Origin of the sequence: Streptomyces lacaronensis, from assembly GCF_047337785.1 — a bacterium.
Taxonomy (GTDB): Bacteria; Actinomycetota; Actinomycetes; order Streptomycetales; family Streptomycetaceae; genus Streptomyces; species Streptomyces lycopersici.
In genome coordinates this window covers 5,050,896-5,076,321 of the sequence record NZ_JBLHDK010000003.1, presented here as the reverse complement: position 1 = coordinate 5,076,321, position 25,426 = coordinate 5,050,896, and the positions used below count along the sequence as shown (strand labels likewise).

Sequence of the window (25,426 nt, the reverse complement as noted above, 5' to 3'; positions counted from 1 at the left end):
CAGAAAGAAGAACGAATTTACCGTTTCTTGACCTGACGGGGCGTTGTCGTTCGCATGCCTGTACGCCCACGATGAGCGGGCACTTCGTCAGACGCACGCCCACCGATCGCTGGGTCGTACGGGAGCGGGATCCCGAAAGGCCGGACAGGAGTCGCGCTAACGCATCAGTTCACCGGCGTTCACCAGCAGCGACTGCCCGGTGATCGCCCGGGCCCGGTCGGAGGCCAGGAACGCCGCGGCCTCCGCCACGTCGCCGTCCGTCGCCAGCTCCGGCAGGGCCATCCGGTCGGTGAGCCGGCTCAGCACCTCGGCCTCGCCCACGCCCTCGGTCTGCGCGGTGAAGGTCACATACGCCTGCACCGGCGGCCCCCACATCCAGCCGGGCTGCACGGTGTTGACCCGTATCCGGTGCGGACCCAGCTCACGCGCGAGCGCGTACATGGCGGAGGTCAGCGCGCCCTTGGAGGCGGCGTAGGCGGTCTGGCGCAGCTCGGTGGGGGCGGCGGACGACGACTGGGTGCCGATCAGCACGACCGACCCGCCGTTCCGCTTCAGCGCGGGCAGACAGGCGCGGGTCATCCGGAGCGTCCCGAACAGATTGATGTCCACCACCCGCGCCCAGGAGGCGAAGTCGGCGTCCTCAAGCCCGCCGAAGTGGCTGTCCAGCGCGGCCACATGGACCACGGCGTCGATCCCGCCGAAGCGGTCGAGGGCGAGCGCGGCGAGCGCCTCGCACTGCGCCTCGTCCGCGATGTCGGTGGGCCGCCAGGCGGTGTGCTCACCGCCCGGATCGACCTCCTCCGCCACCTTCGGCAGCCGCTCCTCGGTCCGCGCCCCTAACACCACCCGGGCCCCGTCCCGGACGCACGCGGCCACCACCCGGGCTCCCAGCCCGGGGCCGACCCCGGAGACGACGACGGTCTTGCCCTGCAGCGGCATGGCGATCCCTCCCGTATCTGGCGTCGCGTCAGGTTAGGGGCGCGGCCGTGAGATGGCCAGAGCGCTGCCGGCCCCGTTTCGCCGTCCGATTCCGCGCACTTGATTCGTACGCACCCCTCCCCAACTGACGTCACGTCAGCTACACCTGAGGGACATGACGAGCGACGCGTACGCGGAACTGGCCTCCGTCGGCCCGTACGGGGTGCGTCCGGGCCATGCCTTGATCACCCTGGTCGAGCCGCACCCGGGCCATGAGTACGCCTACAACCGCTGGTACGAGGACGACCACTTCATCGCGGGCGCGATGGCCATGCCCTGGATGTACGCGGGCCGCCGCTGGGTCGCCACCCGTGAGCTGCAACTGCTGCGCTACCCCGAGAAGTCGGCGATCGCCCAGCCGGTGACCGCCGGCTGCTATCTCTCCGTCTACTGGCTCACCGAGGGGCGCTACGCGGACCACATGCGGTGGACGGTCGGCATCAACAAGCGGCTCCTGCGAGACGGGCGGGTCTACCAGGACCGTACGCACATCTTCACGGCCTTCCAGGACCACGAGGCCACCGTCTACCGGGACGGGGCGGCCGGGCCGCGTGACCACCACGCGCTGGACCACCCCTACGCCGGGCTGGCACTGGAGGTGATCGAGAGCGAGGGCCCGGAGCAGCGGGAGGAACTGCTCGCATGGCTCCGATCCAGACATCTGCCGCGCCGGCTCGCGGGCTCGCCCGCCGCGATGGTGACGGTCTTCCGGCCGACCCCGCTGCCCTCGGACCGGATGTCGTATGTGAAGCAGGTCGAGGGGGTCGACACCCGGCTGACCCTGCTCTGGTTCCTGGAGGCCGACCCCCGGGAATGCTGGGACCCCTGTTTCACCGGTCTGGACGGTGAAGTGGCCGATGCCGGTCTCGGCCGGGTGGAATTCATGGCGCCGTTCATTCCGACGATTCCCGGTACGGACCAATACGTGGCGGAACTCCGCTGAAGCGGCGATGCGGGAAAGCGCCGGAAACGGCAAGAGCCCTCTCGGCAGGGACGGCGACCGGTCGAGAGGGCTCGGATGCGGGCTTGGCGCTCCGCGCCGCCGACCGCGTTACCGCGGCCGGGTGTTGCGGAGATCAGTCGAGGTCGAAGGCGCCTCGGCTGACGTCGGACACAAAGGCCGACCACGATGCGGGGGCGAAGTTGAGCGTCGGTCCCTGCGGGTCCTTGGAGTCGCGCACGGCGATCTCGCTGATGACCGGGGAGGAGATTTCCACGCAAGCGCCGTTTCCGGCCGAGTACGAGGATTTCACCCACATGCTCGTCTTTCCCTGCTGAATGGACACGATTGCTCCGATGCGTTGTGTAGATGAGACGCACCCCCGATTGGAGGCGTCACCGACGTTACTCGGCAACATCGTCTGGAAAGCGGGCCATTCACTCGACCGGATGGCATATTCCCGTGGCCCCTTCCGCGACGAGGCGCGGAGGTGTAGCCTCCGCCCTTCGCCGTTCGCGCCGGAGCGTTTCCGTCCCCCTTCAGTCCGCCGGGGCCGCCTCGCTCTCCTCCTGGTGTCTGCGGGCGTGCTCCTGGGCCATCTCGGTGATGAACTGGCGGCTCTGATCCGCGTTCAGCGCCTGGGCCCGCAGATGCTCGTACATCATGCTGTAGCTCTGCACATCGCTGAGCTTCTCCAGATACAGGTCGCTGGTGACGCCCTCGAGATAGACGACGCTGGTGTCCGACTCGTCCGAGAACTCCAGGATGGTGAACTGCCCGCTCATCCCCGGATGCGACCCCATGTCGAAGGGCAGCGCCTGCACCGTCACATGGGGCTCATGGCTCATCCGGACCAGATAGTCCAGCTGATCGGCCATGATCTTGGAATTGCCGACCACCCGCCGCATCGCCGCCTCGTCCACGACCGCCCACAGCCGCAGCGGGGCCAGCGGATCGGTGATCCGCTCCTGGCGCCTGAGCCGGACCTGCACCCGCTGGGCGATCTGGTCCTGTGGGGCTTCCGGCAGGGCGCCGCTGATCACCGCCTCCGCGTACTCCGGAGTCTGCAAGAGGCCGGGCATCACCTGGGGTTCGTAGACCCGCAGCGACGCCGCGTCCGTCTCGAAGCCGATGTAGACGCTGTACGGCACATCGCCGAAGGCGTTCCACCAGCCCTGCTGGCGCGACTCCTTCGCCATTTGCATCAGGGAATCGACCAGCGCCTTGTCCTCCACCTTGTAGGTGCGGCACAGGTCGCGCACATCGCGCTGGCTGATGCTGCGGCGTCCGTTCTCCAGTCGGCTGATCTTCGACTGGGAGACCATCAGCTCCTCCGCCACCTCCTCCGCCGTCATGCCCTTCTCCTGGCGGAGCCTGCGCAGTTCCTGGCCCAACCGGCGTCGCCGGACAGTGGGGCCGACGTTCGATGTCACGGGACGTGCACCTCCGGCTTCGTACTGCTGATTTATGCTGCTCAGCAGCCTGCCACTACCGGACGGGGCCGCGCTGGGAAATGGCCGCACAAGGGCGGCCGCACAACGGTGGGCGAACGCGCGCGCGGGGCGGTGGGACGGCCGGTCGTCCAAATCGGCCGTCCCACCACCCCGCGCGCTTCAGCGGCTCCCGAACCGGGTCGGTGGGGACTGCGGTGCGGTCGGTGGAGCGTCAGTGGTGCTCGGCGCTGCTCGGAGCCGGACGGTGGCGCTCCGCCCCGGACGGTGCCGGGAGCGGTGTCCGCCGCCCCGCTAACGGGCTGCTGGTGCGTTCGACGGGCTGGGTGGTGCGTACTGGTGCGATGGCGCCCCGAAGGGGCCTCAGCGCGCTCCGACGCGGGCCATGCTCCCGCGACGGGACGGCTGCGCCGGAACGCCGGCCGCGGGCTCCGCCGCGGCGCGCGTGCCCGGCTGTCGGCCTGGGCCCGCGGCCGGTGCGCGCCGTGGCTGCGCCGCGACACCGTTCTGCACGTCCATCACGGCGTGCGCCACGAGACCGCCCATCGGGTCGTGCCGGATCAGATCCCGGAGCCTGGAGCGCGAGGAACGCCCCTCGTTCCCGGGATACAGGTGCTTGCCGAGCCCGACCGCGTGGGCCAGGGCGGCGAGCGCCGCGGTCCGCGGGTCCGGCGGTACGCCGGTGCGGATCGCGCTGTCCAGCCGGGCCCTGATCTCCCGGCTGATCGCCGTGTCCGTCGCCTGGTAGCGAGTCGTCGGCAGTACGCCACACATCTGGCCCGCGACGGCATGCACCATGCCGCAGCGCTCCAGGTGCGTGAGGTACGTCTGGCGCAGCCCCAGTCGGGGCCCGCCGATCCAGTGGACCGCGCGCACCGGGCTGCCGCGTCGGCGCAGCAGTTCCAGCGCGGAGTCCAGAGTCGGATCTCCGGTCGGCCGTGGCAGCACCACGGCGATACGATCCCCGTCAGGGGCTATCCGTCCGGCCAGAGCCAGCTCTACTAGCTGTGCCCCGGCAAGACCGAGGTCAAGCGACTGCGGCTGCGCCGTGGTACCCGTGGTCGGGTCCAAAGCGAGCAGCAGAAGCTCCTCCGGAATTGTTCTGCGGCTCCTGCCCATCCATGCCTCCCCGCGTGGATGAATGACAGGGTGACCCCTCTCACATTGGTCTGTCGAGAGTGCCTGGGGGGTTTGGGTGGGAACCAGTAGGTATGTCGTTCTCGTCTAGCAGGTGGGCGGGCACCTGAAGACGCTCTCCGGCTGTGGCGATGCGCGATCGCGTGCCGGACACACAGGACACTGGTAGAGGTTGGGCTGCGGGACGTGACGCCATGGGGCGTAGGGCGTCCCGCGACACATATCGAGGAGGCATCGGTGGCGGGCGAGTCCCCCGGCAGGTCGGATCAGCAGAAGTCGTCGGGGGAGACGGCTAGGGGAGAGAGCGATCCGAGGCTCGCGATCTCGCGCGAAGCGGAGGCGGGCCAGGGCTCGACGGCGGTCGCCGTCGTGTCCGACGACCTCCGGCCGGGTTCCGAGGAGCCGGAGTCGGCTCCTGACGAGCCCGGGGTGACCTCCCAGGCGAAGGCCGAAGCGGAGGCGGAAGCGGAACCAGAGGCACCGGCGGCCGACCGGGGCGACGCGGATGTTTCTGGTGTTCGCGATAGTGAACAGGGCGAAGATTCCGGGGCGTCGGAGACGAAGGCGGAGCCGGACGCGGATGCCGGTGCATCGGACGAATCGCCCAAGGGGGATGCGGCCGAGCCCGGCGCGGAGGCAGAGGCGGAGGCAGAAGCGGACGAGGACGGTGCGGACGGCGCCGATGACTCCGATGACGCTGACGACTCTGATGACGCGGACGCCGACGCGAAGGTTGAGCGTGCGTCCGAACCCGAGGCGGAGGAGGACGGTGACGAGCCGTCGAAGCCGCCGGTGGATCAGCGGACGGCTGTCTTCCGGACGGTGAAGCCCAAGGCGGACGCCGACGCGAAGGCTGATGGCGCGTCCGAGGCCGGGGCGGACAGGGACGGCGATGAGCCGTCCAAGTCGTCGGTGGATCAGCGGACGGCTGTCTTCCGGACGGTGAAGCCCAAGGCGGACGCCGAGGGCAAGGACAAGAAGGACGAGTCCGAGAAGAGCGGGCCCAAGAGGGACGAGGCCAAGAAGAGCGGGCCCAAGAGGGACGAGGCCAAGAAGAAGGAAGAGATCACGGCGGACGAGCCCAAGGGCGAGTCCGGTAAGGCCGCCGCGTCCGCCGCGGACGACGACGCCTCCGACAAGCCGGTCGACCGCCCGACGGCCGCCTTCGGCGTGCTCCCGGAGAAGCCCGGAAAGGGCGGCGACGGCGGAAAGGGCGACAAGGGCAGCAAGAAGGGCGTCGACCAGCCGACCACCGCCTTCAAGGCGGTCGGCCCCCCGGCTGACAGCAAGGCAGCCGGCAGCAAGACCGCCGACGGCAAGACCGCCGACGGCAAGACCGCCGACAGCAAGACCGCTGACAGCAAGACCGCCGACAGCAAGACGGCCGACAAGGCGTCCGACGCGAAGACGTCCGGCAAGAAGCCCGTCGGCGAGTCGGACAACGAGCGGACCAGCAAGTTCGTCCCGCTGCGGTCCCCCGACGACCCGGCACCGCCGAAGCCCGCCGCCCCGCCCGTCGCGCCGAAGGCCCCCGCCGCCCCGCCCGCGGCGGTGCCCGAGGCCGAGCGGACCAAGCAGCAGCCGCTGCCGCCGCTGGCCCCGGACGGCAAGCAGCCCGCGCCGCTCGACCTGCTGGCGCAGCTGACGAACACGCCGCCCAAGCCCGAGACGCCGCTGCGGACGGCGGTCCGCCGGGTCAAGATCTGGACGCCGCTGGCCGTGCTGCTCGTGATCATCCTGGGCGTCGTCCAGGCGCTGCGGCCGCTGCCGGATCCCTCGCTGAAGCTCACCTCGGACGCCTCCTACCGCTTCGGCGGCAGCGCGCTCTCCATGCCGTGGCCCGACCAGGGCCAGTCGGCCGCCGAGGTCGAGGGCGTGGGCAGCCTGGGCACCTCCGGTGAGCAGAAGCCCGTGCCGATCGCCAGCGTCACCAAGGTCATGACGGCGTATGTGGTGCTCAAGGACCATCCGCTGAAGGGCGACGCGGAGGGTCCGAAGATCAAGATCGACGCGCAGGCGGCCGAGGAGGCGAAGTCCGCCGACGAGTCGCGGGCGGAGGTCAAGGAGGGGCAGGCCTTCACCCAGCACCAGCTGCTCCAACTGCTGCTAATCAACTCCAGCAACAACATCGCCCGGCTGCTCGCCCGCTGGGACGCCGGATCGCTCGACGCGTTCGTGAAGAAGATGAACGACGCGGCCGAGAGCCTGGGGATGAAGCACACCACCTACACCGACCCCAGCGGTCTGAAGGAGTCCACCAAGTCCACCGCTGCCGACCAGCTGAAGCTGGCGAAGGCGGCGATGCAGTCCGATGCGTTCCGGGCGGTCGTGGCCACGCCCAACACCGATATCCCGGGGCTCGACGACCGCATCTACAACAACAACAATCTGCTGGTGAAGCCGGGTGTGATCGGTATCAAGACCGGTTCGTCCACCCCGGCCGGCGGTGCGCTGATGTGGGGCGCGGTGCGGACGATCGACGGCAAGAAGCAGCGGATCCTCGGTGTGGTCCTCGAGCAGCGCGCGACCACCACGCTGGACGCCAGCCTCCAGCTCGCGCAGACCAACAGCTACAAGCTGATCACCGCCGCGCAGGACGCCCTCACCTCGGCCACCGTCATCAAGAAGGGCGATGTCGTCGGCCAGGTCGACGACGGCCTCGGCGGCACCACGCCGGTCGTCGCCACCAAGGATCTGAAGGCGGTCGGCTGGTCCGGTCTGACGGTCGACATCAAGATCGGCGACGGCGGTGAGAAGGTGCCGCACTCGGCCAAGGCGGGCACGGTCGTCGGCGAGGTGACCGTGGGCACGGGCCCCGGACAGCTCAAGGCGCCGGTGGCCCTTCAGAAGGATCTGTCCGAGCCGTCGTTCGGCGCGAAACTGACCCGTATCGGCTGACCCTCGAGGGAAGTGGGATAGAGGGGACGAGAGGAAGCGGCCCCGGCGCGAAACGCCGCCGGGGCCCGAGCCGGATCGGGGCCGCCCGAGCGTGCTAGCGTCGATGGGTCCCCGGCCTGGACCCACCGCGGAACCGGAGTGACCCGGTGCGGGGTTGAGGACGATGGGGCAGACCTCGGGGGAAGACGGGGAGAGCCGCAGTGACCACCGTGGATCCGACACGGGCCGATGAAGGCGGGGGCTCGGAGGAGAGCACCGCCGCACGAATACGCGTACCCACGCAGCGCTGGCCGGAAGAGCCGACCGGCCCGGCGGAGGCGGAGGGCGAGAGCCGCCAGGCCGCTTCGGGCGGGCTGCTGCAGCGGGCCCGGAAGGCGGCCCTGCGCCATCCGGTTCTGGCCGCCCTGGCCGCCGCCGCGCTGCTGCATCTGGTGTGGGTGGCGCTGCTCGCGAACAGCGGCGGTGACCTCGCCGCGCAGGACGCCTGGGCGGAGTTCGCCCTCCAGCACCCGGACCTGGCGTACAACCTGGCCTGGTACGGCGGGATGCACCCCGTCTCGTACAGCGTCATCTCGCCCTATCTGATGGCGGTCCTCGGGGTCCGCTCGACGATGATGGTCGCGGGGACGCTGTCCGCGGGGCTGCTCGCGCTGCTGCTGGTGCGCAGCCGTGCCGTGCGGCGGCCGATGTGGCCGGCCATGTACGGCGCGTTCGCGCTGACCTGTAACGCCATCTCGGGCCGGGTGACCTTCGGGCTCGGCGCGATGTTCGGGCTCGCGGCCGTCGCCGTGATCTTCGCCTGGCCCCGGCGGTGGCGCTCCCGGCACTGGCACCACAAGACCGGGCGGTTCGTCCTGGCCGCCGTGCTGTCGGCGCTGGCGACCATGTCCAGTCCGGTGGCCGGTCTGTTCGTGGGCGTCGTGGCCGCCGGGCTCTGGCTGACCAAGCGGCGCCCCGCCGCTTACGCGCTCGGGATCACCCCGGCCGTGGTGGTCGGCCTGTCCGCGTGGCTGTTCCCGTTCTCCGGTGAGCAGCCGATGGGCATCGGATCGGTGATCCTGCCGTTCATCACCGGTGCCGCCACGCTGATGTGTGTGCCGCGCACCTGGTCGACGGTCCGGGTCGGGGCCGGGCTCTACTGCCTGGGAGTGGTGCTCACCTGGGCGATTCCCTCCCAGATCGGTACCAATATCTCCCGGCTCGGCATGGTCTTCGGCGGTGTGGTGCTGATCGCCGCGCTGCCCGCGGTGCGCAAGCCACCGCGCGCCGAACTGCGTACGACGCGCGCGGGCCGCCGCTGGACCGTCCTGGTGCTGGCGCTCGCGACCGTCACGGTGTGGCAGGGGGTCAAGACCGCCGACGACGTGATCCACACCGCCCCCTCGGCGTCCTGGGCCCGTGAGCTGGCGCCGCTGGTCGACCGGCTCAAGCGGGAGAAGGCCGACCGGGGCCGGGTCGAGGTGGTTCCGGTGCGCAGCCACCGCGAGTCCTCCGCGCTCGCCCCGTACGTCAATCTGGCGCGCGGCTGGAACCGCCAGCGCGACCTGGACCGGAACCCGATCTTCTACGGCGAGGACACCCTCACGCCGGTCAGCTACCACGAATGGCTCAAGCGCTGGGCGGTGCACTATGTGGTGCTGCCCGCGGACGACCCGGACACCGCGGCGGAGAAGGAGTCCGAGCTGCTCGGCACCGAGCTGCCGTATCTGCGCCAGGTCTGGTCGGACGAGAACTGGAAGCTGTACGAGGTCAAGGACCCGACGCAGATCGCCGACCCGCCCGCCACCGTGCGGCGCGCGGGCGCCGACCAGCTGGTGTTGTCGGTCCGCGCCAAGGGCCCGGTGCTCATCCGTATCCCGTACTCGCCGTGGCTGGGCCTGGTGGACAAGGACGGGCACAGCGTCCGGGCCCCGAAGGGGGAGGACGACCGGCTGCCGATCAACCGCGAGGGCTGTCTCACCAAGCAGATCGTGGGCGGGGAAGAGGGCCAGCCGGAGGACGAGTGGACGGTGCTGCACGCCCCCCGGCCCGGCATCTACCGCATAACGGGCAAGTACCAGCTGCCGCGCGGCACGCCCTGCCCGGACGAGATGGCGCCCTGAGCCCGGTCAGCCGCAGACCGTCGACAGCCAGGGCTGGTCGGGGGTGTCGCGCAGGCTCTGGCGGATTCTCTCCAGGCTGCGCAGCAGCCCGTCCGGCGGCTTGCCGGTGTCGCTGAGGTAGGCCAGCGCGGCGCGCTGGAAGGCCACCCGCATGCGCGTGGGCATGGCGTCGGAGGCGTCCAGGCACAGCGAGGCCGAGTCCCGGAGGGTCTTCGCGATGCTCCGGCCCACGGCGTCGTCGCCCTGGGCGTCCAACTGGACGTCGCGGTTGGCGAAGAACGGGTGGGTGCTGCTGTCGGCGGTCTTCTCGCCCCACGCCCGCTGGGCGTCGGCAGAGATCAGATAGCGCATCAGCTCCTGGGCCTGCGGGGTGTCGCGGAACATCGCGGCGAAGTCGCCGGACACCTCCCGGGCGGTGGATCGCTGGTCGGTGTCGGGAAGGAGCCCGGGGGAGAAGGCGAAGGCCGCCTTGGCGGGGTCGGGGTAGCCGCCGCGGATGAACGACCCCTGGTGCTCCAGCGCGCACGGCGGCTTCGTGCCGAACAGCTTCGCGCCCGCCTCGCGGAAGTCGGTGATCAGCGCGGTGCGCGCGGTGTCCCTGCCGAAGAGCGAGCCCCAGCTCTGCCAGGCCCGCTCCACCCGGGGGTCCGTCCACGGCAGACCGCCGGTGGCCCAGTCCTGGTAGACGGATCTGCCCTGCTGCTGGAGGAGCAGATCCTCGATCCAGTCGGTGCCGGGCCAGCCGGAGGTCGCGTCGTCGCCCATGCCGACGCACCACTGGCGGCCGTCGGCGGCGAGGGCGGGCAGGGTGCCCGGGCGGCGGTCGCGGTCGTACCACACGATGCTCTTCAGATCGGCCTTGACCGCGATCCCGTACACCGGCCCGTCGGCGCTCAGCCGGGGCGTCCACAGCTTTCCGTAGGCCGTGCGCTCCCGGCTCGGGATCACTCCGTCCAGCGGGGTCAGCTGGCGCTGGCGGGCGTACGCGGCCAGCTCGCCCGTGCTGGGCAGCACGGCGATGTCGGGCGGGGTCCCGGAGGCCACCTCCGAGGACAGCACCTCGCGCAGCGCGGTGGTGCCCTGATAGTCCACATGGATGCCGGTGCGCCGGGTGAACGTGTCCAGCAGGGCCCGGAACGCCTCGCCCTCGTCGCCGGTCCATGACGCGAGCACGCTGACGCTGCCGCGCGACTGCCAGCCGCTCGTATCGCCCGCGCCCACGACACACAGCAGCACCATCCACAGCCCGAGGACGGTGGCCGTGGCGTGACCGGACCGCTTCGCCGCGCTCATCGGGGCTGGAACCGGTACTCGTCGATACGCGGCTGGAGCCCCACCAGGATCAGGGCGGCCAGCACGGCACCGCCCACGGGTATCCAGCCGACCGCACCGGCCTGCCAATGCGCGTTCCGCATCGTCCTCGCGACCTCCCTGGCGGTGGGGCCGCTGGTGCGGCCGATGTCCGATTGGGTCAGGCTGGCCCGGGCGGACTCCAGCCGGTCCTGGGTCTGGTACGTGAACACCGCCAGCGGCAGCAGGGCGACGAGCAGCGCGGTGGCCGCCGCCAGCCAGGGATTGACCAGCCGCCGGAAGCGGTGCCGCAGAAAGCGCTGGGTGTGGACCAGCAGCGCCGCCAGCGTGAGGAACAGCCCCGGCACCAGCAGCCACCAGGCGAACGTCAGCAGCCAGCCGAACGAGGTCTGGTCGTCGAGCACGCCGAACTGCCGCTGCTGCACCGCCCTCAGACGGTCGAGGACACCGCTGTGGTCGTGGCGCAGGATGGAGGCCGCGTACCGTAGGTAGGCATCCCTGAGCGTCGGGTTCTCGCGGTTCGCGTACGCCTGCTCGACGGTGTCGCCATAGGACGTCACCAGCGCCGCCGAGGTGCGCAGGGCCCCGCGCGCCGACTCGCCCCCGACGGTGCTCTTGGACACCTGGGTCAGGCTCTGCTTGGCCGTCGACAGCTTGTCGCGGTACTCCTCGCTGAGCCCCTCGAACTGCGCCGTGGGGCTCGAGATGCTGCGCCGCGCCTCGTCGTACGAGGCGTTCAGCGCGTCGATCGCGGCGGCCACCTGCAATATCGCCGGGGTGGACCGGTCGGTCACCGCCCTGGAGTTGCGGCTGACGCCGTAGTACGCGGCCAGCAGCGCGGCCACGGCCACCACCGTGACCACGAGCAGGGCGATCAGCCGGCGCACCAGGAAGGCCCGGGTGGCGGTCATGTCGCGCCGCCCGCCTGACCCGATTCACCCGGTTCGCCGTTCAGAGGAGCGTTGCACTGCTGGCAGAACCCGGCGGTGGCGGGCGACCTGCGCCCGCAGGCCGGACAGAGGACATCCGCGGCGGGCGGCGCGGCGGGCTCCGGGCGCTCCAGCCCCATGAAGGGGGCGCTCTCCTCCGACACGACGATCACCGAGTTGAGGTCCAGCGGCCGGATGGGCTCGCGGATCCGCACCTCGCCGGTGGCCGGGTCGACGATGTGGACCAGCCCGCTCAGCCGGGCCAGCATCTTCTCGCTGCCCAGCTGATGGGCCAGCTGGACGGCGCGCCCCCACTGGCTCCGGGCCCGCTCCCGGTCACCCGCCTCGTAGGCGTCGCAGCCCGCGGTGATCGCGTGACCCAGCTCGGAGTCGGCGTCGTAGTGGGCCAGCCGGGGGTCGATACGGGATGAAAGCAGCACATCGTCCGTCCACTGGACCAGCACCGACTCCGGCTCGGGCGACGGCAGCGCGGTGTCGCCCTCCACCACCAGCTCCACGGCGGCCAGCTCCACGTCCTCGCCCATCGGATCGCGCCGCGGATCGGCGAGCACGGACACCTGGTACTCGCGGGTCTCGTCGCCCCACGCCCTGCCGGTCCACTCCCAGGTGCGCTCATCGGGGCGGACGCCCTCATCGGTGAGGTCCGCCCGGGTGGGGTGCACCTGCTTGACGAAACCGACCCGGCTGCCCGCCCGGGTGCGGATCCGGATCCGCACCCCGGCCAGCGCCTTGGCCATCGAGGCGGAGACCATCTCCTCGAACTCGGCGGCCAGCGCGGAGTCCTCCAGGACCGCGTCGGCCCGGCCGTGCAGCCGGTGGGCGATCCGCTTCAGCTCGGTGGCGTCCCAGCCGTCGCCGATCCCGCGCGCGTCACAGGTGAAATGCGGGGCACAGGCGTCCAGCACCTGGTCCAGATAGCCGGGCGGGTCGTGTTCGTTACGGCCGTCGGTGAGCAGCAGGGTGTGCCGGATCGCGGCGGGCTGCCGCAGATGCAGCCGCCGGGCGAGGTCCAGCCAGGAACCCATCGCGGTGCCGCCCACCGTGGGCAGCCGGGCCGCCACCCGGGCGGCCGCGGCCTTGGTGTCCGGCCCCGCCACCGCCATGCCGCCGGTGAACGGATAGACCACCTGGGCCTGTTCGGTGCCCTCGACGATCGCGAAGCGGGTGCCGTCGCGCAGTATGCCGACCGCGGTGGCGGTGGCCCGCCGCGCCGCCGCGATCTTCGTCGGCGGCCAGCTCATCGACATCGAGCAGTCGATGACGATGACCTCCGAAGCGGCGGTACGGGCCGCCGCCGGGCCCAGGCCGTGGGCCCGCACGCTGACGATGGCGTGCATCTCAATGCGGCCCGCGGAGGCGGGCAGGTACTTGTTCTGGTGCACCCGCAGGGTGAGGGCCGGGCCCGCGCCCCCTGGGCCTGGGCCGTGCTGTCTCTTTCCGCGGTCCTCGTTCATCTGATCCCCCCTGTCAGACGCGGGTCACGGGCCGGACGGCGTTCGCCCGGTCGATCAGCGCCCCGAGCGCCTCGGGGCTGTCCGCCTGCCGGGCCACCCGGCGCAGCGTCAGCTCCAATTCCCCGCGCAGCGCGCTTTCGTCCTCCCACTCCCCATACACCAGTGACCGGGGTTCGGTTCCCCTCCGGGGCACTTCAGCCGCCAGATCGGTGCGCCCCCGATCGGCGCGCCCCTTCCGTCCCCAGCGCCTTGAACGGGCGTGCCCAGCGGGCGCACCCCGCTGCTCCCCGGCGCCGGACCGCCGCTCCGCCCAGTCCAGCGTCACCTCCAGCGACTCCGCCGTCAGCCGGTCGCGGGCCGGGCCGGACTCGCGTCCCTCGTCCAGATACAGCCGCGGCAGCCTCGTGCGCACCTCCGCCAGGTCCTCGGCCGTCGGCAGGGCGTCGGGGTGGCCCAGCCGCCCCGACAGCACCCGCACTATGGCGATCCGCGCGGCGTCGTAGTGGCGGGAGACCTTCGGCACCCCGCCGAGGATCTCCACCGCGCCGCCCCGGTCGCCCGCCGCGAGCCGGAGCCGGGCCAGCCCGAAGGCGGCGCTGCCCTGCGAGCGGTTGCGCTGCCACACCGCCTCATAGAACCGCTTGGCGGCCTCGTGGTCGCCCAGGTGCTCGGCGCAGTAGCCGAGCGCCAGCTTGGGCGCGTACTCCCCGGGCAGGGCGCTGTAGACCTCGTCGAACTCGCGCCGGGCGTCGGCCACCGCGCCGTCCGCGAGCCGCAGCAGGGCGCGGTGCCAGGACAGCCGCCAGTCGTACGGGGCGGCGGAGCCGATCAGTTCGACGGCGATCGCCAACTCATCGGCCGCCGCGTCCCGTTCGCCCAGCTCCAGATAGGCGCGGCAGACGCGCAGCCGGATCTCGGCGGAGGGGCGGGGGAAGGCGTGCAGCTGCTCGATCAGCCGCCGCGGTCCGCTGTCGGTGGGGACGCCCAGCAGCGCCGCGCCGGGATCCGCCGCGTCCGGGAACGGCACCGGCAGCCCGAGCGGCACCCGCTCCGGCCGGGGCAGCCCGGACGCCAGCAGCGGGCGCGGCTCCCCGTCCAGCCAGCGCTCCAGGCCGGGGATCCGGCCCAGCGAGGAGTCCAGCAGCGCCGAGGTCGGGGCGAAGAGCGTGGACGGCTGCGGTTGCTCCCGGTTCAGCCGCAGCGAGTGGATCTCCCGCAGCACGCCCCACAGCTGCTCGGACATCTCCGCGGCCGATCCGAACCGCCGCTCCGGGTCGGCCGCGGTGGCGCGGGCCAGCACCCGGCGGTAGGACTCGGCGCCCAGGCCCGGCGGCCGCTGGGTCTGCCGGGCGGCCTTGTCCGAGAGCTCCTCGAGCGTCCTGCCGACCCCGAAGAGGTCATGGCGCTCGGTGAGGGCGGAGGCGCCCCGGGCCAGCACCTCGGGGGCGGCGAACGCCTCGGTGATCACCGGCGGCCCGCCGTCCCGCTGGCCCAGCCGCCGCACCGCGCCGAGGTCGATCACCTTGACCCGGTCCTCGTGGTGCATCACATTGCTCGGCTTGAGATCGCAGTACAGCAGCTTCTCGCCGTGCAGATAGCCCAGCGCGCGCAGCACCAGACAGCCATAGGCCAGGATGTGCTCGTACAGCCGCGGCCCGTCGTACGGCCGCACCGCGTCCGCGATGTGGTCCTTGATCTGGGCGAGGGTCATCCCGCCGACGAACTCCATCACGATGTAGCCCGTCAGCGCGCCGTCGTCGCGGGGGTCGGGCCGGGTGACGTAGTTGATGATCCGGACGATGCCCGGGTGGTCGAGCATGGTCAGATAGCGGCGCTCCTCGACCGCCACCCGCAGGGCCGCCTCGTCCTCGTTGTTGATCAGGCCCTTGATGGCCACCGGCTGGTCGTCCAGCTGGGTGTCCTCGGCGAGATAGACCCAGCCGAGCCCGCCGTACCCGACGCAGCCGATCACCCGGTACTGATCACCCAGCAGATCGCCGGGGCTCAGCCGCGGGGTGAAGTCGAACGGATGGCGGCAGCGCGGGCAGTAGCCCCGGGAGAGCGCGGGCTGTCCGGCGTAGGGCGCGCCCACGACCGCGTCGCACCCCTCCCAGCCGCAGGTCTGGCCGCGCGAGGGGGGACGCGGATCGTCCATCACCAGGTCGCGCAGCGAGGGGAGTTCGACGCGGGGCAGGTCCAGCAGGCCCTCACCCGCCGGTCGCACCGTGAACTTCCGCGCCACATCGCGGCGGCGGGCACGGGCCGTGGTCGCCGTCGACTCGGACACCAGAGGGGCGGCGGGCTCAGCGGATGGGGGAGCGGGATCCGGGGTGGCGGGCGGGGGCCTGCGGCCGCACTCCGAGCAGAACCCCCGGGCGTTGATCCGGCCCAGGCCCTCGCCGCGGCAGTCCGGGCGGTCGCAGACCGCCCCATCCGTCGGGTCCGTCATGGCGCCTCCCCCTCCGGCGGTGTGTGCACGGCGGCCACGAACCGGTCGACGGCGCGGCGGGCCTCCGGCAGATCGCAGGGCACCTCGGCCAGCAGCCGCACCGCGGCGCGGTGCAGCGGGATCAGCTCGGCCCGCTCGGATTCGGCCTTGGTCCCGAGCATCGCCGTATACGACACCAGCTGCCACTTCAGCTCCTGGACCGCCGGCTGCTGGGCGTCGATCACCCGCAGCGTCTCCTCGGCCCGCTCGGCGACCGCCCGCACCGAGTGCTCGAACGCGGCCAGCTTGGCGACGATGCGGTGGGAGCGCAGCTCGGGGTCGGAGCGCAGCCGGGTCAGATTGATCCGCAGGGCCGTGGCGTCCTCGGCGTCCGATAAGGACGAGCGGCGCGCCCCGCGCCCGGCCGTCTCGTGCTCGCGGTCGGCGGCGAGCGCCACCCGCCCGGCGAGCTCGTCCAGCCAGGCGTCGATCCGGGCCGCCTCGGGGCGGAACAGCCGCTCGGCCAGCCGCAGTCCGCTCGAGTGGGGGTCGCGGAAGACCAGCAGCAGTCGGCTGCCCCGGTCGGCGAGCAGCTTCATGAAGCCGACCAGCGCATCCGGGTCGCGGGCGCGGTCCACACCGACGGCCACGATGGTGAGCGGCACGGCGTTGGCCCGGACCCGGCTGAGCGGGGAGGTGTCGCCGGGCGAGCGCAGATCCATGCGGTCCGCGACCCGCAGCGCGACCTCGGTGTCGGTGCGCTTGGTGACGTCGATGGCCAGATCCACGCTGCCCAGGGGCGGTACGGTGCCGTGCGGCGCGGCCGAGACCGCCTCGTCGGGGCCGCCGCCCGACAGCTCGCGGTCGGCGAGCGTGATGGCGCGGCTGAGGGCCTCGTACCGCGCGTGGTCGTCGTCCTCGATGACCACGGTCTCCACGTCCGTGATGCCCGCGCGCCCGGTCAGGGGTTCCCGGCGCAGCCATACGGCGAGCCGCTGGGCGAAGCCGATGTCCTGGACACCGGTGGTCAGCGGGGAGACCAGCGGCCGGTCCACCCCGGGGTCCCCGCGCACCCAGCGGTGGACCACCGGCAGATGGCGCACGATCGTCTCGACCGGGATCATGTAGGAGACGCTGAGGCGCTCTGCGGAGGGCACCTCGACGGGGTCGTCGTACCGGCTGACGACCATGCCGATGACATGCCGGGTCGCCTCGTCCTCCACCCCGGCGCCGCTGAAGCCCTTACGGACCACGTCCCTGGGCGACTTGGGGTCGAGACCCACCCACTCCGCCCGGGGGCCGACCCGCCCGGCGGTCTTCGCACGCAGATAGTGGCCGTTGTCGAGCCCCTTGGGAAAGCCGCCCATCCACACCGGCCGGCCGAGCACCGGCGGCAGCCGGTAGAGCGGCGCGGCGTGCTCGGCGGGCTGCGGCCGGCCCAGCCGCAGCAGCGCCACATCGCCGCAGCCGTCGGAGCGCTGGGGCACCCAGCAGCCGTCGGCGACGCGCGCGGGGACGGGCTGGGCCTCGTGTACCTCGACCAGCTCGACCAGCACCTCGGTGGCGGGCACCGGGAGCCCGTCGTCGGGGATCACATGGGCGCACGTCAGCACCGTGTCGCTGCCCAGGAGGATTCCGGCGCCCAGGACGTCACCGGCCGAACTACGGATCCTCACCCGCCATGTACCCCCGTTGGAGGTCGCATTGGCGGTAATGCCCATTTCCGCCCCCATGTGGCAAGAGCATACGCCCGGGACGTACGGAAGTGACCCGTCCGTCGGATGGGTCACGGGAACGGGTGAGGGGCGGGGCCCGGCGCCGGAGAGGGGCGTGCCAGGGCCGTACGGGGCGGGACGGCAGGCCCGGGCGTACGGTGTGCGGCCCCGCCGGTCTCGCACGCCCGGCCGAACGGGTGACGTAGCGTCACCCTTCTTGTCGTGGGCTACGTCGGATGGATTACTGAAAATGTGCGGTGGACCCCGTCGATTCTTTCGGCGCTGGGGACGCCGCGTCCTCGCCGGAGCCAGGCGCCAGGCGTACCGCGAGGAGGACCGGGCGGGTGCCCCAAAGCCCGCGGTCGCGCATCGGACTCCCCGGAGCGCGAGCGGGTCCAGCCCGCCCGGTCCCGTGCCCCTCCACACTCCGTCCTCACGCAGGAGGCCATGCGCCATGCCCATCACGCCCAATTCAGGCTCGAGCGGCGGCGGTCAGACCGTCACCATCAACGGCAACAATCTCAGTGGGGCCACGGTCGTGCACTTCGGCTCCAAGACGGCCGCCATCGCGGGCAACACCCCCACCTCGGTCACGGTCACCACACCGTCCGGCAACGGGGTGGTCCCCGTGACCGTGACCACACCGGGCGGCACCAGCAACCCGGTGGACTTCTTCTACGTCGGAGCGCCCTTCAAGTCCGCGCTGAGCCCCACCGCCGGACCGGTCGCGGGCACCAACATCGCCACCATCACCGGCACCGGACTGTCGACGGCCACGGCCGTGCACTTCGGCGCCAACACCGCGACGCCCACCGTCGTCTCCGACAGCGTCATCACCGTTCCGGTGCCGCCGGGCGCGGCGGCCGGCGCGGTCGGGGTCAGCGTCACCACCACGGGGGGCACCAACAACGGCTTCTCCTACACCTACCTCGACACACCCACCATCGGCACGCCCAACCCCAACTCCGGGCCCGCCTCCGGCGGCACGGCGGTGACCATCCCGGGCACCGGCTTCTCCACCACCCAGTCGGTGACCTTCGGCGGCATCGCGGCGCCGTTCACGGTCATCAATGACACCACCTTGTCCGCGGTCTCGCCGCCCACCGCGGACGGAGCGCCCGGCCCCGCCGACATCACGGTCACCACCCTGGCAGGCAGCGCCACCACCCCGACCCCGTTCCAGTACGTGGCCGGTCCGAACATCTGATCACCCGTGGGACGACCCGCCAGAAGGAGAACCATCTTGAGTACCCCTCAAGCCGCAGGTACAGGTACCGGTCCCTCGACGGCCGTGTCGTCCCCTCCTGTGATCAGTTCCGTGAGCCCCGCCGCCGGTTCGCCCGGCGGCGGGACCCCGGTCACCCTGACCGGGAGCAACTTCACCCAGGCCACGGTGGTCCGCTTCGGCCCGAACTTCGCCTTGTCGTACACCGTGGTCTCCGCGACGCAGATTACGGCGGTGGCGCCGGCGGGGAGTGGCACGGTGCAGGTCACGGTGACGACGCCGGGTGGGACGAGTAATGGGGTGGCGTTCGGTTATGCCGTCGCCCCCACTCTCTCGGGCATCTCGCCCGCCATGGGTCCCGCCGTCGGCGGTACGACGGTCACTTTGACGGGCAGCAATCTTCTCGGTGCGACGGTCAGGTTCGGGGGTGTCAGTGCCACGTCCGTGACGGTGGTGTCCGCGACGCAGATCACGGCGGTGGCGCCGGCGGGGAGTGGCACGGTGCAGGTCACGGTGACGACGCCGGGTGGGACGAGTAATGGGGTGGCGTACAGCTATGTGGCGGTGCCGGTGGTCGCGTCCGTCTCGCCGGGGCAGGGCCCGGTCGGCGGCGGGAACACGGTGACGCTCACCGGTAGCGGCCTTACGGGCGTCACCGCCGTCAACTTCGGCGCCGCGCCCGCCTTGTCGTTCACCGTGGTCTCGGCCACCCAGATCACCGCGGTCGCCCCGCCGGGGGCCGCCGGGCCGGTGCAGATCACCGTGACCGGGCCGGGTGGCTCCAGCAACGGGGTCACGTACTTCTACGTGGGCGTCCCCACCCTCAGCGGCGCCGCACCCGCCCAGGGCCCCGCCTCCGGCGGTACGACCGTGACGCTCACCGGCACCAATCTGCTCGGTGCGTCGGCGGTCAGGTTCGGGGCCGTCAGCGCGACCTCCTTCACGGTGGTGTCGGCCACGCGGATCACGGCGGTGGCGCCGCCGGGAAGCGGCACTGTGCAGATCACGGCGGTGACGCCGGGCGGCACCAGCAACGGCGTCCCGTACACGTATGTGCCCACCCCCGTCCTCACCGGCCTGTCGCCGACGCAGGGGCCGCTCGACGCCGGGACCACGGTCACACTCTTCGGCAGCGGTCTCACCACCACCAGTTCGGTGCTCTTCGGCGCCACGCCCGCCTCGTTCACCGTCGTCTCCGACGCCTGGGTCACCGCCATCGCGCCGTCCGGACCTGCCGGGCCGGTGAACGTACAGGTGATCACGCCTGGGGGCAGCAGCAACACCGTCGTCCACACCCGTGTGGGACCGCCCGGGATCTAGTGCCGCGTCAGCCAAGGTTTGCCCCGCTCGCCGCCCTGCCACGGCCATCTGCGGCGTTGCCGAACCGACCGAGTAGGCCCACTACGAGGCCGATTCGGCGCCTTGCAGCTGACCGCACCAGGACGCCTCGCTACCGGGCAAACCTTGACTGACGCGGCACTAGGAGCCGAGGCCCGGGGCCGCCACCCCGGCGCGCAGCGGCCGGTCGGCGCACGGCCGGGACCACCACACCCCCTCGCCGTGTGTCAGCCGGGGCAGGACCCGCTCGAAACCGTGCACCCGGCGGGCCGGGATCTCGCCCCGCAGCAGCCACCCCGTGGCACCGTCCGCACTCTCGCCGATGTCCGCCTCGGCGGCGGCGAGGTGGGCGGTGACCGCGGCGAGCGTCTCGGCCGGAAGCTCGAGCTCGAAGGCGTGGTACGGCTCGTAGATCCGCCACCCCGCGCGCTCCAGGGCCTCCCCGAGCACCACCGGGGTGAGGTCCCGGAAGTCGGCCGCGGTGCTCAGCGGGCCGATGAACCCGGAGCGGACGAGGACGACCCGGCAGTCCGTCACCGAGCGGCCACGGGGCCCGTGGAAGAGCGTCTCGTACACGGTCTCCTCGATCGCGTTGTGGAAGGCCCGGGGCAGCGCGCCCAGTTCGGTCTCGTAGCCGAAGACCACCCCGGCGCCGCGCTCGGTGGGCTCCACGCGCAGCCCGACGGTCGCCCAGGGCCCGGTGTGGCCGACCCGGGCGATCTCGCGGGTGGCCTCGCCGACCCCCGAGGGGCGCTCGACCAGCACCGGACGGCTCGGTTCGAAGTCCGCCTCGATGCCGTAGTCCTGGACCAGCGTGGCCGCGATGATCTCCTTCTGCACCTCCCCGTACAGCAGCACCGAGGTGGCGCCGCCCGGCATCGCCCGCGCGTGGATCAGCGGATCCTGGTCGGCCAGGTCCAGCAGCGCGGTATGCAGCCGGGACGCGGCGGCGGCGCCGGGCTCGCGGGCGCGGACGAGGGTCTGGAGACTGGGTGCGGCGAAGTGCCGCCGGTCCGACGGGGCGTCGTGGACGGCCCCGAGCCGGTCGCCGACCCGGACCCCGGGCAGCCCCTTGATCCTCGCGATGTTCCCGGCGGTCAGCGGCCCGCGCGCGGACCCCGCAGCTCCGATGACCTCCAGCGCGGTGATCTGCCCGGTGTGCTCGGTCAGGGCGCCGCCGGGCTCGCGGCGGTGCAGGGTCACCCGCTGGCGCAGCGCCACCTCGCCGGAGAACAGCCGCAGATAGGCCGTACGGCCGCCACGGGCGCCGCCCCTGCCGCTTCCGCCGCCTGTGCCGCTTCCGCCGTTTGCGCCGCCTGTGCCGCCGCCTGTGCCCCCTCCACCGCCGCGCTCCACGGCGAAGACCGTGCCGCGCGGCTCCGCGCCGCCCGGCGCGGGCGGCACCAGCCGGGCCACCCCCTCGACCAGCGCCCCGACGCCCTCGCCGCTGAGCGTCGAGCCGAAGAAGACCGGATGCGCCAGCCCCTCCGCCGTACGGGCCGCGAGCGCCGCGCCCACCTCCTCGGCCGAGGGGGGCGGACCGTCCACGACCCGCGCGAGCATCGCGTCATCGGTCTCGGCCAGCACCTCGGCCGCCTCCGTGCGCACCCCCGGATCGTCCAGGGAACGCGGCCGGACGCGGGCGTTCCGCGTGCCCAGGCCCCGTACCGACGTCAGCGGGACGAGATGCGGGGCCAGGGCACGCCGGATGTCCGCGAGCAGCCCCTCGTCGCGGGCGCCCGCACGGTCGATCTTGTTGATGAAGAGCAGCACCGGGAGCCGCAACCGCCGCAGCGTCTTCATCAGCACACGGGTCTGTGCCTGGACGCCCTCGACGGCGGACAGCACGAGCACCGCGCCGTCGAGCACCCCGAGGGCGCGCTCGACCTCGGCGATGAAGTCGGAGTGGCCGGGGGTGTCGATCAGGTTGATCTGGGTGTCCCCGGCGATGAGGGACGCGACCGCGGTCCGCACGGTGATACCGCGCTGCCGCTCGATCTCGCCGGTGTCGGTCTGGGTGTCCCCGGTGTCGACGCTGCCGAGCCGGTCGATCACCCCGGCGTCGTAGAGCAGTCGCTCGGTCAGGCTGGTCTTACCGGCGTCGACATGGGCGAGCACACCGATGTTGAGGGTCCGGGAGACCCGTGGAGAGCTGGGCATGGATGCTGAGGTCCTCGAAAACGGTCGTCCGGTGGGGGCGCTGAGTCGTTCCGAGGAATCGGCGCATCGGTTGCTCCTGTTCGTAGATGTCTCGTAGACGTGAGGTCGCGGACATCCTGGACACGGGGGCGGGCGGAGGCAACCGAATTTCGGGCGCATGAGAACTGGAACAGACGTTCCCGTCGATATTCGTGAGCCAGTTGCGTAGCGTGATCGGTGTGCAGCTTCGGTATCGCTTCCGCCTCTATCCGAGTGCTGGTCAGAGCGCGGCGCTGGCACGGACGTTCGGGTGTGCACGAGTGGTCTACAACGACGCGCTTCGGGCGCGGAAGACCGCCCGTGAGCAGGGGCTGCCCTTCCCGAAGGCCAGTGAGTTATCGAAGCGGCTTATCACCGAGGCGAAGCGCACGCCCGAGCGGGCCTGGCTCGGCGAGGTGTCCGCTGTCGTCCTCCAACAGTCCCTGCGAGATCTGGATGCGGCCTACCAGAATTTCTTCGACAGCCTGAAGGACAAGCGCCCCCGCACGGGCGAGCCCCGGTTCAAGACGCGGAAGGACACCCGGCAGGCGGTCCGGTTCACCGCAAATGCCCGTTGGTTCATTACGCCAAGCCGGAAACTGCGTCTACCGAAGATCGGTGACGTACCGGTCAGGTGGTCTGGCACGCTGCCGTCGGTGCCGTCCACAGTGACGGTGATCAGGGACAGCGCGGGCCGGTACTTCGCGAGCTTTGTCGTCGAGACTGGCCCCGAGGCAGCCCTGCCGGAGACATCCCACGAGGTGGGTATCGATCTCGGGCTCGGGCATTTCGTGGTGCTATCCAATGGGACGAAGGTCGACTCTCCGCGCTTTCTACGCCGGGCGGAGAAGCGGCTGAAGAAGGCCCAGCGTGCCTTGTCCCGTAAGGAGAAGGGCAGCAAAAACCGGGACAGGGCCCGGCGGAAGGTGGCCCGCATTCATGCACGGGTTGCTGACGCGCGGCGCGATTTCCACCACCAGCTCTCCACTCGGCTGATCCGTGAGAACCAAGCGGTCGCTGTGGAGGATCTGGCGGTGAATGGGCTCGCCCGCACGCGTCTGGCCAAGTCGGTACGTGACGCTGGATGGTCGGCGTTCGTGGCCATGTTGGAGTACAAGGCCGCGCGCTACGGGCGTACGTTCGTGCGCATCGGCCGGTTCGAGCCCACCAGTCAGGTGTGCTCGCAGTGTGGAGCAAAGGACGGTCCCAAGCCTCTGCACATCCGTCTCTGGACGTGCAGGGCATGCGGGACTGTTCTGGACCGGGACATCAACGCGGCGGTTAACGTCGCCAAGGCCGCCGGACTGGCGGTGACAGCCCGTGAAGCGCAGGTAAGACCAGGATCTCCGATCCCGGCGCAGCGCGGCGAAGCGGGAACCCACCCGAAACCAGTGCCGACACCGGCGCGGTAGGCGGGGACGTCGCACTTTGCGGCGGCGTGGATGTCAATGGCAGGTGATGGACCCCAGCCCCCAGCTGCAGCCCGGCCCGGCGCCGCGCAGACGCTCACCTTCGATCTGTCCCGCTTCGGCCAGGTCACCGGGGGCACGGGCGGGCTGGTGCCGCGCTGGTCCACGCAGACCTCGGGCACCGGCGACCTGTACACCGCGCGCCAGGACACGGCGCTGGACGGGAAGCGGCTGAGCGTTCCGTTCGCCGAGAAGTCGGTGCAGACGTTCCAGATCGACGGGGTGACCGAGTGAGCCGAAGCCGGCGGTAGGGCGCGCGGTTACGCGGCGAGGTGGCGGACGACGCGGCGCAACTGCTCCTCCCACCGCTCCCGGAACTCCGGCGAGTCCGGCTCGACGCCGAAGATCTGGCGGACGGCGTGGGGCATGGTGGCCGGTGCGGAGACCATGGCGTAGCACATCAGCAGCACGGCGGCCGGGTCGAGGTCGTCCGCCAGCTCGCCCGCCGCCTGTCGGCGCCGCATGTCGGACAGGTCCTCGCGCGGCTCGTCCCCCACCTCGCCGGTCAGCGCCTGCCAGATGGCCAGCCGGATGCCGCGGGGGTCGTCGAACGCCTCCCGGAGGTAGCGGACGACCAGCTCCTCGAAGGGGACCGCGGGGTCGTTGAAGGTCGCCTCGCGCCGCAGCCACTCGCGGCCCAGCTCCCGGTAGAGGCCCTCCTTGCCGCCGAAGTGGTAGGTGATCAGCTGCTTGTTGAGGCCCGCACGGTCCGCGATGTCCTGGACGCGCGCGCCCGCGAACCCCTTCTCGGAGAACTCGTCCATGGCCGCCTCCAGCAGCAGCCGCCGGGAGCGCTCCGGGCACTGCTTGCGCTCCTCGGGCGTGGGGGCGCGGCGGGGCCTCCTGGGCGTCCCGTGCATCGTCGTCATCTCCTCTTCCTCGGCCCGGACAGCTGTCGGCCCGGACAGGCTAGCCGGGGTACCCGCCATGCTCTCATCTAACTGTTTGACAACTTCATCCGTTTGGATGAATCTGGCTGCGGTTACGTACGGGATCGCAGGACAGGCAAGGAGATCGATCATGTTCGTGGTGACCGGAGCCACCGGAAACGTCGGCAGCCATGTGGTGAAGCACCTGGCCGACGCGGGCGCCGAGGTGCTCGCGCTCACCCGCGACCCCGAGGCGGCCCGGCTGCCGGAGGGCGTGCGGGCGGCCCGCACCGACGAGCTGCCCCTGGACGGCGCCACGGCGCTGTTCCTCAACCCCGCGGTGGTCTGGCAGGTCGGGTCCGAGAAGATCCTCGAGCGGGCCAAGGAGGGCGGGGTGCGGCGGATCGTGATGCTCTCCTCGTCCTCCGTCCTGGACGACGTCGACCCCCAGACGAACCCGATCGGCGCCCGCCACCGCGCCCTGGAGGACGAGGTCGAGGCCACGGGGCTGGAGTGGACGTTCGTCCGCCCGGGTGGCTTCGCCGCGAACGCGCTGCAGTGGGTGGACCAGATCAAGGCGGGGGACGTGGTGTACGGGCCGTACGCCGGGGCGCAGATGGCGCTCATCCACGAGGCCGACATGGGCGCGGTCGCCGCCCGTGCCCTGCTCGCCGACGACCTGGTCGGCAAGACCCCCGAGCTGACCGGACCCGAGTCGCTGAGCTTCGCCGACCAGGTGCGCGTCATCGGTGAGGCCATCGGGCGGCCGCTGCGGTACGAGGAGATCCCGCACGAGGCGGCGCGGGAGCGGATGTCCGGCGGGTTCGTCACACCGGAGATGGCGGACTCGCTGTTGCGGGTCTTCGCGGAGTTGGTGGACCGGCCGCAGGCGATCTCGCCGGAGGTGGAGCGCATCACGGGCCGCCCCGGGCGTACGTTCGCCCAGTGGGTGGAGGACCACGTGGCCGCCTTCCGCTGAGGCG

General features: G+C 71.7%; 18 protein-coding genes and 1 pseudogene. 8 read left to right on the top strand and 11 right to left on the bottom strand.

What is annotated here, in order from left to right:
• Positions 1–156: 156 nt before the first annotated feature.
• Positions 157–939 (bottom strand): SDR family oxidoreductase, encoded by a 783-nt coding sequence (locus ACMTAK_RS21595; RefSeq protein ID WP_413807742.1) that lies wholly within the window; start codon positions 937–939, stop codon positions 157–159.
• A 154-nt stretch (positions 940–1,093) separates the two neighbouring features.
• On the opposite strand from ACMTAK_RS21595, the gene ACMTAK_RS21590 reads away from it, so the two are divergent.
• The gene (locus tag ACMTAK_RS21590; RefSeq protein ID WP_413807741.1) at positions 1,094–1,921 is read left to right on the top strand and encodes a hypothetical protein; all 828 of its coding nucleotides are present in this window, start codon (positions 1,094–1,096) and stop codon (positions 1,919–1,921) included.
• Between the two features lie 133 nt (positions 1,922–2,054).
• Here the strand turns inward: ACMTAK_RS21590 and ACMTAK_RS21585 are convergent, their stop codons facing one another.
• The 3 genes from ACMTAK_RS21585 to ACMTAK_RS21575 all read right to left on the bottom strand — a co-directional run bounded on the left by ACMTAK_RS21585 (position 2,055) and on the right by ACMTAK_RS21575 (position 4,488).
• A complete protein-coding gene (locus ACMTAK_RS21585) occupies positions 2,055–2,264 on the bottom strand; it encodes a DUF397 domain-containing protein (protein ID WP_262700422.1) in 210 nt (69 codons plus the stop codon).
• A 193-nt stretch (positions 2,265–2,457) separates the two neighbouring features.
• On the bottom strand, positions 2,458–3,351 hold the full coding sequence (locus tag ACMTAK_RS21580; RefSeq protein WP_413807740.1) for a helix-turn-helix domain-containing protein: 894 nt from the start codon (positions 3,349–3,351) through the stop codon (positions 2,458–2,460).
• Positions 3,352–3,732: 381 nt separating this feature from the next.
• Positions 3,733–4,488: a GOLPH3/VPS74 family protein gene (locus ACMTAK_RS21575; RefSeq protein WP_121824677.1), complete on the bottom strand. Its 756-nt coding sequence runs from the start codon at positions 4,486–4,488 to the stop codon at positions 3,733–3,735.
• A 255-nt stretch (positions 4,489–4,743) separates the two neighbouring features.
• Between ACMTAK_RS21575 and ACMTAK_RS21570 the strand changes: the two genes are divergently transcribed.
• Complete coding sequence (locus ACMTAK_RS21570) at positions 4,744–7,404, top strand: D-alanyl-D-alanine carboxypeptidase family protein (protein WP_413807739.1); 2,661 nt, start codon at positions 4,744–4,746, stop codon at positions 7,402–7,404.
• A gap of 200 nt (positions 7,405–7,604) precedes the next feature.
• Positions 7,605–9,506: an MFS transporter gene (locus ACMTAK_RS21565; protein WP_413807738.1), complete on the top strand. Its 1,902-nt coding sequence runs from the start codon at positions 7,605–7,607 to the stop codon at positions 9,504–9,506.
• 6 nt (positions 9,507–9,512) lie between these two features.
• Here ACMTAK_RS21565 and ACMTAK_RS21560 read toward each other — a convergent pair whose 3' ends face one another.
• From ACMTAK_RS21560 to ACMTAK_RS21540, 5 genes are read right to left on the bottom strand one after another with little or no spacing between them, the layout of a single operon-like run.
• Positions 9,513–10,799 (bottom strand): ABC transporter substrate-binding protein, encoded by a 1,287-nt coding sequence (locus tag ACMTAK_RS21560; protein WP_413807737.1) that lies wholly within the window; start codon positions 10,797–10,799, stop codon positions 9,513–9,515.
• Positions 10,796–11,728 (bottom strand): hypothetical protein, encoded by a 933-nt coding sequence (locus tag ACMTAK_RS21555; RefSeq protein ID WP_413807736.1) that lies wholly within the window; start codon positions 11,726–11,728, stop codon positions 10,796–10,798. The genes ACMTAK_RS21560 and ACMTAK_RS21555 overlap by 4 nt, the downstream gene beginning before the upstream one ends.
• The gene (locus ACMTAK_RS21550; RefSeq protein WP_413807735.1) at positions 11,725–13,221 is read right to left on the bottom strand and encodes a VWA domain-containing protein; all 1,497 of its coding nucleotides are present in this window, start codon (positions 13,219–13,221) and stop codon (positions 11,725–11,727) included. Before ACMTAK_RS21550 ends, ACMTAK_RS21555 begins: the two co-directional genes overlap by 4 nt.
• A gap of 13 nt (positions 13,222–13,234) precedes the next feature.
• Positions 13,235–15,670 (bottom strand): serine/threonine-protein kinase, encoded by a 2,436-nt coding sequence (locus ACMTAK_RS21545; protein ID WP_413807734.1) that lies wholly within the window; start codon positions 15,668–15,670, stop codon positions 13,235–13,237.
• On the bottom strand, positions 15,667–17,325 hold the full coding sequence (locus ACMTAK_RS21540; protein ID WP_413807733.1) for a S1 family peptidase: 1,659 nt from the start codon (positions 17,323–17,325) through the stop codon (positions 15,667–15,669). Before ACMTAK_RS21540 ends, ACMTAK_RS21545 begins: the two co-directional genes overlap by 4 nt.
• 493 nt (positions 17,326–17,818) lie before the next feature.
• Between ACMTAK_RS21540 and ACMTAK_RS21535 the strand changes: the two genes are divergently transcribed.
• On the top strand, positions 17,819–18,571 hold the full coding sequence (locus tag ACMTAK_RS21535; RefSeq protein ID WP_413807732.1) for an IPT/TIG domain-containing protein: 753 nt from the start codon (positions 17,819–17,821) through the stop codon (positions 18,569–18,571).
• Positions 18,572–18,655: 84 nt separating this feature from the next.
• Positions 18,656–19,909 (top strand): IPT/TIG domain-containing protein, encoded by a 1,254-nt coding sequence (locus tag ACMTAK_RS21530; RefSeq protein ID WP_413807731.1) that lies wholly within the window; start codon positions 18,656–18,658, stop codon positions 19,907–19,909.
• A 159-nt stretch (positions 19,910–20,068) separates the two neighbouring features.
• Here ACMTAK_RS21530 and ACMTAK_RS21525 read toward each other — a convergent pair whose 3' ends face one another.
• The gene (locus tag ACMTAK_RS21525) at positions 20,069–22,087 is read right to left on the bottom strand and encodes a GTP-binding protein (RefSeq protein ID WP_413807730.1); all 2,019 of its coding nucleotides are present in this window, start codon (positions 22,085–22,087) and stop codon (positions 20,069–20,071) included.
• 218 nt (positions 22,088–22,305) lie between these two features.
• Here ACMTAK_RS21525 and ACMTAK_RS21520 point away from each other — a divergent pair, with 218 nt between their 5' ends.
• Both ACMTAK_RS21520 and ACMTAK_RS21515 read left to right on the top strand, forming a co-directional pair.
• Positions 22,306–23,517, top strand: a complete 1,212-nt coding sequence (locus ACMTAK_RS21520) for an RNA-guided endonuclease InsQ/TnpB family protein (protein ID WP_413812962.1) — start codon at positions 22,306–22,308, stop codon at positions 23,515–23,517.
• 81 nt (positions 23,518–23,598) lie between these two features.
• Positions 23,599–23,808: pseudogene (locus ACMTAK_RS21515) on the top strand (beta-1,6-galactanase); the annotation flags it as partial.
• Positions 23,809–23,834: 26 nt separating this feature from the next.
• Here the strand turns inward: ACMTAK_RS21515 and ACMTAK_RS21510 are convergent.
• Positions 23,835–24,443, bottom strand: coding sequence for a TetR family transcriptional regulator (locus tag ACMTAK_RS21510; protein WP_413807729.1), 609 nt, complete (start codon positions 24,441–24,443; stop codon positions 23,835–23,837).
• Positions 24,444–24,594: 151 nt separating this feature from the next.
• On the opposite strand from ACMTAK_RS21510, the gene ACMTAK_RS21505 reads away from it, so the two are divergent.
• Positions 24,595–25,422, top strand: a complete 828-nt coding sequence (locus ACMTAK_RS21505) for an NAD(P)H-binding protein (RefSeq protein ID WP_413807728.1) — start codon at positions 24,595–24,597, stop codon at positions 25,420–25,422.
• The last annotated feature ends 4 nt before the right edge of the window (positions 25,423–25,426 follow it).

Coding starts and splice junctions, on each gene's coding strand:
- ACMTAK_RS21545 (WP_413807734.1), bottom strand. CDS start 15,670: ATGACGGACCCGACGGATGGGGCGGTCTGCGACCGCCCGGACTGCCGC.
- ACMTAK_RS21550 (WP_413807735.1), bottom strand. CDS start 13,221: ATGAACGAGGACCGCGGAAAGAGACAGCACGGCCCAGGCCCAGGGGGC.
- ACMTAK_RS21505 (WP_413807728.1), top strand. CDS start 24,595: ATGTTCGTGGTGACCGGAGCCACCGGAAACGTCGGCAGCCATGTGGTG.
- ACMTAK_RS21590 (WP_413807741.1), top strand. CDS start 1,094: ATGACGAGCGACGCGTACGCGGAACTGGCCTCCGTCGGCCCGTACGGG.
- ACMTAK_RS21575 (WP_121824677.1), bottom strand. CDS start 4,488: ATGGGCAGGAGCCGCAGAACAATTCCGGAGGAGCTTCTGCTGCTCGCT.
- ACMTAK_RS21555 (WP_413807736.1), bottom strand. CDS start 11,728: ATGACCGCCACCCGGGCCTTCCTGGTGCGCCGGCTGATCGCCCTGCTC.
- ACMTAK_RS21595 (WP_413807742.1), bottom strand. CDS start 939: ATGCCGCTGCAGGGCAAGACCGTCGTCGTCTCCGGGGTCGGCCCCGGG.
- ACMTAK_RS21560 (WP_413807737.1), bottom strand. CDS start 10,799: ATGAGCGCGGCGAAGCGGTCCGGTCACGCCACGGCCACCGTCCTCGGG.
- ACMTAK_RS21525 (WP_413807730.1), bottom strand. CDS start 22,087: ATGCCCAGCTCTCCACGGGTCTCCCGGACCCTCAACATCGGTGTGCTC.
- ACMTAK_RS21510 (WP_413807729.1), bottom strand. CDS start 24,443: ATGACGACGATGCACGGGACGCCCAGGAGGCCCCGCCGCGCCCCCACG.
- ACMTAK_RS21535 (WP_413807732.1), top strand. CDS start 17,819: ATGCCCATCACGCCCAATTCAGGCTCGAGCGGCGGCGGTCAGACCGTC.